The organism is Delftia sp. HK171 (genome assembly GCF_001886655.1).
In the GTDB taxonomy this organism is placed as follows: Bacteria; Pseudomonadota; Gammaproteobacteria; order Burkholderiales; family Burkholderiaceae_C; genus Comamonas; species Comamonas acidovorans.
Genome location: NZ_CP018101.1, coordinates 2375391 through 2388892, shown reverse-complemented (window position 1 = coordinate 2388892; position 13502 = coordinate 2375391). Strand labels below are relative to the sequence as shown.

General features: G+C 55.7%; 14 protein-coding genes. 10 read left to right on the top strand and 4 right to left on the bottom strand.

The window, feature by feature from the left end; translation table 11 throughout:
* Positions 1-24: 24 nt before the first annotated feature.
* Positions 25-852, bottom strand: coding sequence for an RNA methyltransferase (locus BO996_RS10835; RefSeq protein WP_071954722.1), 828 nt, complete (start codon positions 850-852; stop codon positions 25-27).
* 216 nt (positions 853-1068) lie between these two features.
* Here BO996_RS10835 and BO996_RS10830 point away from each other — a divergent pair, with 216 nt between their 5' ends.
* Positions 1069-1983 carry an inositol monophosphatase family protein gene (locus BO996_RS10830; protein WP_016449664.1) on the top strand — a complete coding sequence of 305 codons (915 nt, stop codon included), beginning with the start codon at positions 1069-1071 and terminating at the stop codon, positions 1981-1983.
* A 439-nt stretch (positions 1984-2422) separates the two neighbouring features.
* Here BO996_RS10830 and fusA read toward each other — a convergent pair whose 3' ends face one another.
* Entirely contained in the window at positions 2423-4525 is a 2103-nt protein-coding gene (gene fusA / locus BO996_RS10825) for an elongation factor G (RefSeq protein WP_013803524.1), read from the bottom strand.
* A 263-nt stretch (positions 4526-4788) separates the two neighbouring features.
* Between fusA and BO996_RS10820 the strand changes: the two genes are divergently transcribed.
* Entirely contained in the window at positions 4789-5139 is a 351-nt protein-coding gene (locus BO996_RS10820) for an ArsR/SmtB family transcription factor (RefSeq protein WP_012204227.1), read from the top strand.
* Positions 5140-5176: 37 nt separating this feature from the next.
* Here the strand turns inward: BO996_RS10820 and BO996_RS10815 are convergent, their stop codons facing one another.
* Complete coding sequence (locus BO996_RS10815; protein WP_071954721.1) at positions 5177-5545, bottom strand: hypothetical protein; 369 nt, start codon at positions 5543-5545, stop codon at positions 5177-5179.
* 587 nt (positions 5546-6132) lie between these two features.
* Between BO996_RS10815 and BO996_RS10810 the strand changes: the two genes are divergently transcribed.
* The 8 genes from BO996_RS10810 (at position 6133) to BO996_RS10775 (ending at position 12600) form a co-directional block, all read left to right on the top strand.
* Positions 6133-6447, top strand: coding sequence for a hypothetical protein (locus tag BO996_RS10810; protein ID WP_071954720.1), 315 nt, complete (start codon positions 6133-6135; stop codon positions 6445-6447).
* Entirely contained in the window at positions 6444-6809 is a 366-nt protein-coding gene (locus tag BO996_RS10805) for a helix-turn-helix domain-containing protein (protein ID WP_071954719.1), read from the top strand. Before BO996_RS10810 ends, BO996_RS10805 begins: the two co-directional genes overlap by 4 nt.
* A 2-nt stretch (positions 6810-6811) precedes the next feature.
* Positions 6812-7702, top strand: a complete 891-nt coding sequence (locus BO996_RS10800; RefSeq protein WP_071954718.1) for an ImmA/IrrE family metallo-endopeptidase — start codon at positions 6812-6814, stop codon at positions 7700-7702.
* Positions 7695-8492, top strand: a complete 798-nt coding sequence (locus BO996_RS10795) for a thymidylate synthase (protein ID WP_071957072.1) — start codon at positions 7695-7697, stop codon at positions 8490-8492. The genes BO996_RS10800 and BO996_RS10795 overlap by 8 nt, the downstream gene beginning before the upstream one ends.
* Complete coding sequence (locus tag BO996_RS10790; RefSeq protein ID WP_232240512.1) at positions 8492-9622, top strand: nucleotide kinase domain-containing protein; 1131 nt, start codon at positions 8492-8494, stop codon at positions 9620-9622. Before BO996_RS10795 ends, BO996_RS10790 begins: the two co-directional genes overlap by 1 nt.
* Positions 9622-10515, top strand: a complete 894-nt coding sequence (locus BO996_RS10785) for a nucleoside triphosphate pyrophosphohydrolase family protein (RefSeq protein ID WP_071954716.1) — start codon at positions 9622-9624, stop codon at positions 10513-10515. Before BO996_RS10790 ends, BO996_RS10785 begins: the two co-directional genes overlap by 1 nt.
* 17 nt (positions 10516-10532) lie before the next feature.
* Positions 10533-10955: a holo-ACP synthase gene (acpS, locus tag BO996_RS10780; protein WP_083571135.1), complete on the top strand. Its 423-nt coding sequence runs from the start codon at positions 10533-10535 to the stop codon at positions 10953-10955.
* Positions 10956-11466: 511 nt separating this feature from the next.
* Positions 11467-12600 (top strand): sterol desaturase family protein, encoded by a 1134-nt coding sequence (locus tag BO996_RS10775; protein ID WP_071954715.1) that lies wholly within the window; start codon positions 11467-11469, stop codon positions 12598-12600.
* On the opposite strand, the gene BO996_RS10770 is transcribed toward BO996_RS10775, so the two are convergent.
* On the bottom strand, positions 12554-13486 hold the full coding sequence (locus tag BO996_RS10770; RefSeq protein WP_071957070.1) for a LysR family transcriptional regulator: 933 nt from the start codon (positions 13484-13486) through the stop codon (positions 12554-12556). The two genes, BO996_RS10775 and BO996_RS10770, sit on opposite strands and share 47 nt — an antisense overlap.
* Between the last annotated feature and the right edge of the window lie 16 nt (positions 13487-13502).

Here is a 13502-nt window from a genome sequence, read left to right as displayed (position 1 = left end):
TTATTGTTGACAAGACCGCTCAGTCTAGCGTTTCGGTGGGGTGCTCTGCAGCATGGCCTTCGCAACACCGCGCAGGATGTGGATTTCCTCTGCGGTCAGTTGCGAGCGGTTGAAAAGCTGGTTGAGGCGCGGCATCAGCTTCTTGGGTGCGGCCGGATCGAGAAAGCCGATATGCGCCAGCGCCTGCTCCCAGTGACCCAGCATGCCGGCCACCTGGGCCGCGTCGGCACGCTGCGGCGCGGGCGTGTGCTCCACCACGGGAAAGCCGCCCAGCGCCTGGCGCCATTCGTAGGCCACCACCTGGATGGCTGCCCCCAGGTTCAGCGAGCCAAACTGCGGATTGGACGGAATCGACAGCGCCACATCGCTGCGGTAGACATCGTCGTTGCTCATGCCGAAGCGCTCGCAGCCGAAGAGGAAGGCCACGCCCGACTGGTTGCAGCGCGGCGCGGGAACCGGTGCGGACACGGATGCATCGGTGGGCAGCGCCGCTTCATCGGGCGCATCGGCCTCATCGGGCGCATCCAGCACATCCAGCGCCCCGCTGAGCAGCAGCTCGAAATGCTGGCGCGGCGTGCGCGTGGGCGGGCCGAAGTCGCGCGGCGTCATGGCCGTGGCGCACAGGTGGCTGATGCCGTCCAGCGCCTCCTCCAGCGTCTCGACCACGCGCGCATTGCCCAGCACGTCCAGCGCGCCGCTGGCCCGCTGGATGGTCTCTTCCTTGCGCAGCACGTTGGGCCAGCGCGGGCGCACCAGCACCAGGTCGTCAAAGCCCATGGTCTTCAAGGCACGGGCGGCGGCGCCCACATTGCCGGCGTGGCTGGTTTCTATCAGTACGAATCGGGTTTTCATGGCGTCGCTGGCCTGCCGGCGCCGGCAGAGCCCCCAAGACGGGACAGGTTGCGCAGCACAAAACGGACAAGGCGGGTAAAATTGCGCGCTATTGTCGCCGCCCCGCATCGCCGGACGCGGCTTTTTCCGTTCTTACCCGCGTCAAACAGCCTGCTTTTGCCAGAGAGGACCGTCCTCTCCTTGCACAGCCGCTGCTCCGCCAACGCCTCACAATCTATGTCGACCAACCTGCATCCCATGCTCAACGTGGCCATCAAGGCCGCACGCGCCGCCGGCGCCATCATCAACCGCGCGGCTCTTGACGTGGAATCCGTGCGTGTCGCACAAAAGCAGGTCAACGACTTTGTGACCGAGGTGGACAAGGCGGCCGAGCAGGCCATCATCGAAACCTTGCTGGGCGCCTACCCGGGCCACGGCATCCTGGCCGAGGAATCGGGCAACGAGTTCGGCGCCAAGAACTCCGACTACGTCTGGATCATCGATCCGCTGGACGGCACCACCAACTTCATCCACGGCTTCCCCGTGTACTGCGTGAGCATTGCCCTGTCCTTCAAGGGCAAGGTCGAGCATGCCGTGGTGTACGACCCCTCGCGCAACGACCTGTTCACCGCCACGCGCGGCCGCGGCGCCTACCTGAATGACCGCCGCATCCGCGTGTCCAAGCGCATCCAGCTCAAGGACAGCCTGATCTCCACCGGCTTCCCCTTCCGCCGTGGCGACAACTTCAAGCAGTACATGAACATGCTGGGCGACGTGATGCAGGAAACCGCAGGCGTGCGCCGCCCCGGCGCCGCCGCGCTGGACCTGGCCTACGTGGCAGCCGGCTTTGCCGATGGCTTCTTCGAAAGCGGCCTGCAGATCTGGGACGTGGCCGCCGGCAGCCTGCTGGTGACCGAGGCCGGTGGCCTGGTCGGCAACTTCACGGGCGAGGCTGATTTCCTGGAGCAGAAGGAATGCCTGGCGGGCAATCCGCGCATCTATGGTGCGCTGGTCGGCATCGTTGGCAAGTACAGCAAGTTTGCTTCGGCTGGTGAGAAGGCGGGTGTGCGGCAGGCGCTGTCTGATTCTGGAGAGGCGGCTCCCGTCGCTGATGCTGAAACTGCTGAGTCTGAGCAGCAGCCTGAGGCTTGATTCCGGCTTCTCCTGGCTCTCTTTAAAACAGCTCCTTCTAGGGGCTGTTTTTCATTGGGCCTTTGGATTTGGGACGGGGCGCTTGTTTTTGTCCCTGCCGGGGGGTTGCTTTTCGGGGCCGGGTCTCGGCCCGGCGGCCGACTGCCCTTTCTTGATTCGCCAAGAAAGGTCAGATCAAAGAAGGCGACCCGAATGCCCACGTCCCTTCGCTTCGCTGCGGGCAACCTGCGTCGGGCCGCCTGCGGGGTTCGCCGTGAAACTCGTTGCGCGCTGCGCGCTTCACTCAAACATCACGGCGAGTCAGATGACGAGGCAGTCCTGTCCTGCGGCAGGACTGCAACCCCGCAGGCAGCCCGACGCAGGCGTGGGCATACGGGAGGGGTGAGAGCGGGACACGGTCAGGGGCAGCATGCTGCCCACTGCACGTTTACCGCCTCTTTTACCTCGCGCGTGCGTTGATCACAGCCTCGGCCACGTTGCGCGGTGCTTCGGCGTAGTGCTTGAACTCCATGGAGTAGGTGGCACGGCCTTGCGTTTGCGAGCGCAGGGAGGTGGCGTAGCCGAACATTTCGGACAGGGGCACTTCGGCCTTGATGGACTTGCCGCCGCCGGCCATGTCGTCCATGCCCTGCACCATGCCGCGCCGCGAGGACAGGTCGCCCATGACGGTGCCGGCGTAGTCCTCAGGCGTCTCGACTTCCACGGCCATCATGGGTTCGAGGATGACGGGGCTGGCCTTTCTCGCCGCTTCCTTGAAGCCGAAGATGGCCGCCATCTTGAAGGCCATTTCGTTGGAGTCCACGTCGTGATAGGAGCCGAAGGTCAGCGTGACCTTGACGTCCACCACGGGGTAGCCGGCCAGCACGCCGCTGGTCAAGGCCTCGACCACGCCCTTTTCCACCGCAGGGATGTACTCGCGCGGCACCACGCCGCCCTTGATGGCGTCGACGAACTCGAAGCCCTTGCCGGGTTCCTGGGGCTCCACCGTGAAGACCACGTGGCCGTACTGGCCCTTGCCGCCGGACTGGCGCACGAACTTGCCGTCCACATCGGTGACTTTCTTGCGGATGGTCTCGCGGTAGGCCACCTGGGGCTTGCCCACGTTGGCTTCCACGTTGAACTCGCGCTTCATGCGGTCCACGATGATTTCCAGGTGCAGCTCGCCCATGCCGGCAATGATGGTCTGCCCCGATTCCTCATCGGTGCGCACGCGGAACGACGGGTCTTCGGCCGCCAGGCGCGACAGGGCAATGCCCATCTTTTCCTGGTCGGCCTTGGACTTGGGCTCCACGGCCTGGGCGATGACGGGCTCGGGGAAGACCATCTTCTCCAGCACGATGGGCGCGGACGGGTCGCACAGGGTCTCGCCCGTGGTCACGTCCTTCAGGCCCACGCAGGCGGCAATGTCGCCGGCGTGGATTTCATCGACCTCCAGGCGTTCATTGGCATGCATCTGCACGATGCGGCCGATGCGCTCCTTCTTGTCCTTGACGGAGTTGAGCACGCTGTCGCCCTTGTTGAGCACGCCCGAGTAGACGCGCACAAAGGTGAGCTGGCCCACAAAGGGGTCGGTCATCAGCTTGAAGGCCAGGGCAGAGAATTTCTCGCTGTCATCGGCATGGCGCACGATGATGGAGCCGTCTTCCGCATGGCCTTCCACGGGTGGCACCTCCAGCGGCGAAGGCATGAGCTCGACCACGGCATCCAGCAGGCGCTGCACACCCTTGTTCTTGAAGGCCGAGCCGCACAGCATGGGCTGGATCTCGCCCGCAATGGTGCGCAGGCGCAGGCCGCGCAGGATGTCGGCCTCGGGCAGGTCGCCCTCTTCCAGGTAGCGGTTCATCAGGTCTTCGCTGGCCTCGGCAGCCGCCTCCACCATGGACTCGCGCCACTTCTTGGCGTCTGCCACCATGGCTGCGGGAATCTCCTGGTACTCGAACTTCATGCCCTGCGTGGCCTCGTCCCAGATGATGGCCTTCATCTTGAGCAGGTCCACCACGCCGGTGAACTGCTGCTCCGCGCCAATGGGCAGCACGATGGGCACGGGGTTGGCCTTGAGGCGGTCGATCATCATCTGCCGCACGCGCAGAAAATCCGCGCCCGTGCGGTCCATCTTGTTGACGAAGGCCAGGCGCGGCACCTTGTACTTGTTGGCCTGGCGCCAGACCGTCTCTGACTGCGGCTGCACGCCGCCCACGGCGTCATAGACCATGACGGCGCCGTCGAGCACGCGCATGGAGCGCTCCACCTCGATGGTGAAGTCCACGTGGCCCGGGGTGTCGATGATGTTGATGCGGTGCTGGTCAAAGCGGCCGTCCATGCCCTTCCAGAAGCAGGTCGTGGCCGCCGAGGTGATGGTGATGCCGCGCTCCTGCTCCTGCTCCATCCAGTCCATGATGGCGGCGCCCTCGTGCACCTCGCCCAGTTTGTGGCTCACCCCGGTGTAGAACAGGATGCGCTCGGTCGTGGTGGTCTTGCCGGCATCGATGTGCGCGGAGATACCAATGTTGCGATAGCGTTCTATGGGGGTATGGCGGGCCATGAAAGGACTCCTGGGTGCTGCGAAAGCGTAAGTGCGTGATCTGCCGGTTCGAAGGGTCGGATTCTCGCGGGGGTTGAATGAGGGTTGATGACAATTGGAATGTACGAAGACAATCGTACTATCTTCCGCAACTTCTTGCAGAACGATCCATGTTTTCACCACGCCATGACCCTGTCTGCCAGATAACTGCCCGCGCCACGCCGCATCAGCGACGTGCGGCATTGCTTCCATGGCACAGTGGCGCCCCATCGACTGGACGATTCATGCTTGCCAACCACCCCGACCGCGAACAGATACGCCTGGAAAACCTGCTCAACGCCTTGGGCAACCCCCTGCGCCTGGCCGTGGTGCGCGCGCTGGCCGCAGGCCATGAGCGCGCCTGCGGCTCGCTGCTTCAGGGCCAGTCCAAATCCACCATGACCCACCACTGGCGCGTGCTGCGCGACAGCGGCGTGATCTGGCAGCGCCCCGATGGCCGGGAAAACCTGCTCTCCCTGCGCCGCGAAGATCTGGATGCGCGCTTTCCCGGCCTGCTGGACGCGCTGCTGCAGGCCCTGGCCGAAGACCCGCTCACCGAGCAGGCAACGGCAGCGCACCTCAAACCCTGCCCTTGAAGCCCCGCCCCTGCAACGCAGGCGGCAGCCCTGCGCCCTACCCCTTCACGGCAAGCCCCGCAGCAACGCCCTCGTCCGCAAACCGCTTGGCCGCCTTGAGCAGATAGCTCACGGCATAGAGGATGGGGTCATCGGCCTCGTCGCCATTGAGATGGTCCACCACCTCGACGGCATAGCCCAGGTCCACCGCCGTGTCGTGCAGCAGGCCCAGCAGTTCCTTGTCCTGCGGCTCCAGCGACTGCGCCTGATCGGCCTTGGCGTAGTAGATGCGCAGCAGGTCGCGGCAGACGCAATTAATGGCCGTGACCTTGTGGCTGGCGTGCAGCTCCAGCACTTCGAGGGCAGCGCCCAGGTGCAGGACGGCGTCGATGGCTAGGTCTTCAAGTTTGGGGAGAGAGAGGTCCATCGGATCTTGCTGTTCGTGAATGATGTTGCGCAAGTCTTGCCTCAGGTCAGCAGTTAAGCGACGTTTTTTTAAACCCATGATGCTTTGAGCGCCATGCCAAACCCTCTGCACAACGCAGCCAGCCTGTTTGCAAACACGATACCTTCAACTCGCCTGAGAGGCTTGCGGAGGTCAATCTCGAATACGAACAAGTGCATCGCAATGCTAATTAACACTCAGTGCATCTTTTCGTGATCTCTGGCACTGCATAGTGCAGCGCCTTGATGGCGACAGATTGATCAAGAAAATTACTGAAGAATCAAAGATGTCGTAGCTGGGAGCTAGCAAGGAGTACAGCCTAAGAAGATGTCTCAACCGGGATTACCCGAGTAGCGCTCGTTGGCAACATCGCAGACAGTAATAGTCTTATAGGCATAATTTATACATCACCAGGAATATTCATTTCAAAAACTTGGATTTCATAATAGGTTTCAATTAGCACACTCTAATCCACTTATATACGTCACAACAAAATCTACCAAAAGATATTTACAAAGAAATAATCTTGTGGTAAGATATTCTTACTTGTGGTAAGAACGGAGAAACAAATGGATGCTTCGCAGGTTAAAAAAGCGCTAGAAGAGGTCTTGAAATTTATTCAAAAGACCAGTGGATTGGACTGCCCACCATTGACTGGAAAAACCAAACCAATTGAAGAGATTCCTGAGTTTGACAGTAAAATATGGCCTATCGCTACTGGCCTACTAGCAGATAAGCTAGGTATCACAATTCCAAATGATGTGAATATTTTTGCAAAAAAAGGCACAGACGAAGCATTGACTATTGATGAAACAGTAGCAGCAGTACTAAAGCTTATAAAGAAACAAGCAGTTTCAACACCAAAAATAGCAGGTGCTCGATGATTCCGAAGGTAGATGCGAGCCGCCCTGCTATTGCCACACGGCTAAGAGAGGCAAGAAAGGCCGCGGGGCTTTCTCAAGGTCAAGTAGCCAAATTACTCCAAATGCATCGCCCCACTATTTCTGAAATAGAGGCAGGCAACCGTCGAGTTTCAGCCGATGAATTAACCATTTTCTCCAATACGTATGACGTAACGGTCTCTTGGATTTTAGGAGAGTCTGCGGAGCAGCTAGAAGCGGCAGACCCTCGTCTGCAGCTTGCAGCCAGAGAGTTAAGCAAGCTTAAATCTGATGACTTAGATCGCCTGCTTCGTCTTCTTGCCTCTATGCGAAGTAATGACGATGAGAAATCAGTTGGAGAATAAAAATGACTGCTCAGCTCGCACCACTTTCAGCTAGAGACCGCAAAGCCCTTATTTTACAAGCTCAGCAAGCGTCAGCAGCCACCCGAATAAAAGCAGGTTTTGATCTCAAAAGCCCGATTTGCATATACGGGTTAAGTGAATCGTTAAATGTCCCTGTCCGTTTCAATGACATAAATATGGAAGGGATGTATGATCGCACACCTAAACCAAGAATTCATATTTCAGCTCTTCGTCCTTTAGCTCGGCGTAATTTCACATGCGCGCATGAGCTTGGACATCATATCTTTGGTCATGGCTCAACTATTGATGAGCTACAAGAAGATTTAACAAAACGACAAGACCGCCCACCAGCAGAAATATTGGCAGATGCGTTTGCAGCGTTCACGCTAATGCCAACGCTTGGTCTACGTGAGGCATTTTCTGCACGGAAACTAGATCCAAACAAGGCTACGGCATTGGAAATGTATGCGATTGCCTGTAACTTCGGGGTTGGGCAGTCAACGCTGGTTAATCATCTTGCATACGGAATTCGCACGATCAGTATAGATCACCGTAATAAATTGGGGAAGATTACCCCAAAAATGATTCGTACTGCGCTGCTCGGTGTAGAAGTATCTGAGCCGCTAACTGTTGCAGATGAATACTGGAACTCGTCAACGCTAGATGTAGAACAGGGAGCTTTATTATTGCTACCTGCCGGCGTTGTTGTTGATGCTGCAGTTTTATCTCCCGAACAAACCCTGACAACGGGTCGACTTTTTCGAGCTGCAAAGTGTGGCATTACAAGGATTGCAATTCCAGCAACTTCTTGGGCCACTTACGTTCGGATAGCACCACGGAAATACGTTGGTCTGGCAAAATTTCGTCACCTAGAGGAGATAAATGATGAGTAAAAAATCTGATCCGTCTGTTCCCAATTTGATTAATGAAAAAAACTTGTCTTATGCATGGGCAAAAGCCTTTTTATTTGCAAAGCAGAATTCTGGCACTGAAATATCCCCACTAATCATTAGTATCTCTGGTTTTGATCAGAGTGGTGCACCCACTGAAGACCTTAGACTTAGAGCTGCACTAGACAAAGCGTTGTCCGCGAAGAATCGCCGAAGTATTGAGAATGTTGCCTTTACAATATTTCCTCAACGTTTATGGCAAATTGCGCAAGGAGACCGTAATGCACTTTTCCGAATGTATATGGATGCCTATCCACGTTATGTTGCCAGAAATAAATCCGGAAATAGTAGAGGATTGTATTTTCAAAGGCTGATTACACAGGGTCCAGAGAGTACTCAAGGCAATCAACTTGAGTGGATTTTGTCTCAATTTGAAGCTAGAGCGGGAGTTCGCGACTCAATGTTTCAAGCTAGCATTTTTGACCCATCGAGAGATCATACGTCTACTGCACAATTGCAATTTCCATGCTTACAGCATGTTAGCTTTGACCGAACTAAGAAAGGTCTCGTTCTAAACTCTTTCTATGCAACACAGAAGTTATTTTCAAAAGCATATGGAAATTATCTTGGACTTTCTCAACTAGGTGCCTTTATGGCACATGAAATGGGAATTCAGCTCGCTAGGGTGAATGTTTTCATCGGTGTTGAAAAATTAGATGAGTATCCAAAATCCGATCCAGTTTATGATCCTCTCGTAGAAATTGCGAACGAGGCCGTCAAAGAGTCTAAATAGTGAAATCGAATCCAGAGGTGAAAGATTCTTCAAACCAAAGGAACTATTCCGCCAACCCAAAAGGGATGGCGGACTATTCAAATCATCTTTTACCGATAAAAGTCACGCCTGTATTTGATAGTTATTGGCGTTTTGCAGCGGAGAGACAAAAGGTATTTCTCCGAAGATTGGAAAATAGTCCAGCCCCGTGGACAACAGATCCCGTCATACTTAAACACAAATTTACCAACGCCTATCGTGCCTCAGATCGGGTTAGCCAGTATTTGATAAAGCGCGTCATCTATCGTGATGACTTGCCCTCAAACTCAGCAGAAGTTCTCTTTCGAATAATTCTTTTCAAACTTTTTAACAAAATAGAGACTTGGCAGTTACTTGAAAATACTTTTGGGGAAGTTTCCTATAAAAACTACAAGTTTGAGCACTATGATCATGTTTTAAGTAGCGCCATGAAGGCTGGCGGGCGCATTTATTCAGCCGCTTATATTATGCCACCGGGGGGATCTGCATTCGGCCATCAAGCCAAACATCAAAATCACTTACGCTTATTAGAAAAAATGATGGCGGATAATCTTGCCGGGCATTTAGAGCAACTAAAAAAAATGCAAACTGCATTTGAGCTGCTCCGAAGTTATCCAACAATAGGTGATTTCTTGGCATATCAGTTTATCACCGATATAAACTATAGCGAAATCACTCAATTCTCTGAAATGGACTTTGTTGTTCCAGGACCTGGAGCAAAGGACGGCCTGAGAAAATGTTTCTTGGATAGTGCTGGCCTTAATGAAGCTGAGTTAATCAGATTAATGGCAGATAACCAAGAGAGAGAATTTGATCGCCTAGGTATTAACTTTGAATCCTTATGGGGAAGGCGCTTACAGCTAATAGATTGTCAAAACCTTTTCTGTGAAATCGATAAATATGCAAGAGTTGCCCACCCAGATATCACCGGTATATCAGGTAGAACGCGCATTAAGCAGAACTTCACACCTACAGGCCCAATAGAACAACCGTGGTTCCCTCCCAAATGGGGTCTAAATAAAAAAATAGACGAAACCCTCACACCTCGAGCATTTGATACCGAGATTAACCTACTATCTATCCAGGGAAACTTAGACTTCAAAGGCACATAATGAATTTCAACGATTACCAGCAGCAAGCTCAATTAACTGACAAGATCCCCTCACAGGAGAGTTCTAGCGACGTAAACGCTTCATTAGTAGTTCCTTTTCTGGGACTTGCTGGTGAAGCAGGAGAGCTACTCAGTGAGTATAAAAAACATTTACGCGACGGTGACGCACATAGATTATTTAAGGACCGCGTTGAAGAAGAGCTCGGCGATTTACTTTGGTACATTGCTAATCTCGCAACCAAATTTGGTTTAGATTTAAATCAAATAGCTCAAACAAACCTTAATAAAACTCAAAATAGATGGGGGCAGGGCGATACATCAACTGTGGCTTTTGACAAAGACTTTCCAGAGAGTGAACGATTGCCAAGAAAAATGCAGGTTGAGATAAAAACAATAAGCAATGGCAAAAATCCAAAGATCAGATTGATGATTAATGGCATTGAGACCGGAGACCCTTTAACAGATAACTCCAATGATCCAGATGGATATCGCTTCCATGATGTTTTCCATCTGGGCTACATCGCTGTTCTTGGATGGTCACCCGTAATCAGAAAGCTAATGAAGCTTAAGCGGAAAAGTGACAGTGACAAAGATGAGGTAGATGATGGTGGCAGAGCCCAAGTCATCGACGAAGCTGTTTCAGCTCTTGTATTTGATTATGCAAGAAATCATCAATGGCTTGATGGAATTTCAACGATAGATGACGAACTTCTAAAAACAATCAAGGGTCTAACTTCATTCCTCGAAGTAAAAGAAAGATCTTTAGCCGAATGGCAAAACTCCATATTACAGGGTTTTCAAGTTTGGAGGCAGGTCAAAGAGCACGAAGGTGGCCGTATATTGGTAGATCAAGATACTCAAAAATTAACTTTTATGGGCCCTCCATCAATTTAAAAACACAATTTACAACTATGACTTTCGCTCATGTTATGGATCGAAATCTCCACAAAGGAAATTTCATAGTTCATGGTATTGATATCGTCGACACGTCACGCTTTGGAAACCTAGTTAATAAACTAGCATCGAACCACTTACACCTCTATTTCACAACGAAGGAGTTGAATTCCGCTGGAGAAGATATCCGCCGCATTGAAAAACTAGCATCACGCTTCGCGATTAAAGAGGCTGTAATGAAAGCACTTAAAATAGGTTGGGGAAATGGTATTTCTTTTGTAGATGTCGAAATTCTTCACAATGACCTCGGAGCACCAAAAGTACAACTCCATCGACTAATTCACAATTTAGCGAAAGAGCAAAATATCTCTCATTGGCTTGTAAGCGCTAGCCATGCGGGTTCCATAACGATTGCAAGCGCAATCGGTCTATCTGATTAATAGAAAAATACACAACACCTTACATCATAAAATTTATTTTCAGCAACAGTCCCAACACCTTTGATTAATAATAAATTATGGCTGGAATTTCATATTAATCTGCGAATTACCATCCATTCTTTTTCGGCTACTTTGTAGAATCCGTACACGTCCCCCCCCTTAGTCTTGCCCGTGACCGCAAGCCCTCCCGAACAAAAACATTGCCTCACAGGAACAGTGCCCGGATAGCTGTATAAGCCAGTAGGCCGGAATAATTAAAGTTGAAAGAGTCGGTCGCTACAACAGTCCCCACTGACGCAGAAGGGCAGCATGTTTGCTTTTTTCCAGATATTTGCTGTACAGCAAATATCTGGAAAAGCCATACCTTAGCTGCTCTACAAAGATCCGCTCAGTGGAGGCGTGCACGGGTTAGGTCGTGACCCAAGCCCCCACACACTCCCTCCACACCCCCACCCCATAATCCCGCCCGCAACCCCCAGCCCTCCCCCGGCCCTTCTTGCAGGCACAAGACATGACTTCACTGACCGAGCTGTGGCAGGCAGCCATCACCTGGCTCGCCACCCACGCCGTAACTCCCACCGTCCACTGGCTGGACATCGCCCAGGCGGCCGGCGATCCGCGCGAGATTGCCGAGGCGGTGCTGATTGCCGGGCTGCAGCTGTTCCTGATCGCGGGCGTGATGCGGCCGCTGGAGAGCCTGTTTCCGGCCGAGCGCTGGAGCGACCGGCGGCTGACCACGGTGGACCGCAACTACACGCTGCTGATGCTGCTGGGGCTGTTTCCGCTGTTCAGTTTTCTGGTGCTGATGCCGTTTGCCAGCATGCTGGGCGGCGGGCCTGCGGCCGAGGAGGCCACGGGGCTCAAGCATTGGGTGCCGTGGTTTGCGGACCATCCGGTGGCGCTGTTCCTGGTGTACTACGTGGTCTACGACTTGGTGTATTACTGGATGCACCGCGCCCAGCATGTGATTCCCTGGTGGTGGGCCATGCACAGCATGCACCACAGCCAGCGCCAGATGAGCTGCTGGAGCAATGACCGTAGCCATTACCTGGACGGCATGCTGCAGTCCTTCATCCTGGCCACGGTGGGGCTGGCGATGGGGGTGGAGCCTTCGGAGTTTGCGCTGCTGGGGCTGCTGAGCGAGCTGGTGCAGAACTTCTCGCACGCCAATGTGCGGCTGCGCCTGGGCTGGCTGGGCCGCGTGGGTGAGCGCGTGCTGGTGGGCCCGCTGTTCCACCGCCACCACCACATGCTGCGCGACCCGGATCGGCCCACGCGCCACAACTGCAATTTTGGGCAGGTGCTGCCCTGGTGGGACATGCTGTTTGGCACGGCGCTGTACACCGACGAGCCCGTGCGCCCCACGGGCGTGAGCGACCCCGAAGTGGATGCCGACAACGAGCGCGGGCTGGTGGCCATGCAGTGGCATACGCTCAAGCGGTTCTGGGGGGCGTTTCGCCGGCGCGAGGGCTGGCGGCTGGGCGATGTGTCCTTCGGGCCGGGCTACCGGCCCATTCATGACGACGACGGGGCCCAGCCTCACCCTGCGGCCGGGGCGGCTGCGGTGACTGGGGCGTCTGGGACGACAGGGGTTGCGCCTACGGCTCCAGGTTCGGCCGCATCAGCGCCTCGAACCACTCGATGAAAACCGCCAGCCGGCGAGAGCGCTGGCGGCGGTGCGGATACAGCAGGGCCACGGGCATGGGCGCTGCGCGGTGGGCGGGCAGCACTTCCACAAGCTCGCCCGTGTCCAGCAGGTGCTGCACGTCATAGCGCGGGATCTGGATCAGCCCCAGGCCGGCGCGGCAGCAGGCGATGTAGCTTTCTGCGTTGTTGGTGACCACACGGCTGGGCACGGCCAGGGTCTGCGGCCCATCCACTCCATCCACCCCATCCACATCGCTCGCCCCACTCCATTCCCAGGGCAGTTCCCGCCCGGTGCGCGGCGAGGCATAGCCCACGCTCCAGTGGCCGTGCAGCAGGTCCTGCGGCTGCTCGGGCAGGCCGTGCTCGCGCAGGTAGGCGGGGCTGGCGCAGTTGATGAGGGCAATGCAGCCCTGCGGGCGCACGACCAGGCTGCTGTCATGCAAGGTGCCCACGCGCACGGCGCAGTCCACGCCTTCCTGCACCAGGTCGATGGCGCGGTCTGACGAGCCCAGCACCAGCTGCAGCCCCGGGTGCCGGCGCATGAGCCCCGGCAGCGCGGGCGCCAGCAGGCGGCGCGCGATGCGGCTGGGCACGTCCACATGCAGCCGGCCCGTGGCCTGGCGCGTGCGGGCCTGGAACATCTGCTCCACATCCTCGGCCTCTGACAGCAGCGGGCGCACACGCTCCAGCAACTGGGCACCATCGGCCGTCAGGCTGACCTGGCGCGTGGTGCGGTGCAGGAGCCTTGCGCCTACCTGCTCCTCCAGCTGCTGCACGGCGGCGGAGACCGTGGCGCGCGGCAGGTCCAGGGCATGGGCGGCCTTGATGAAGCTGCCCATCTCGGCCACCTGCATGAAGATCCGGTATCGGTCGAGTCGGTCCATGGGACGCAGCATAGTC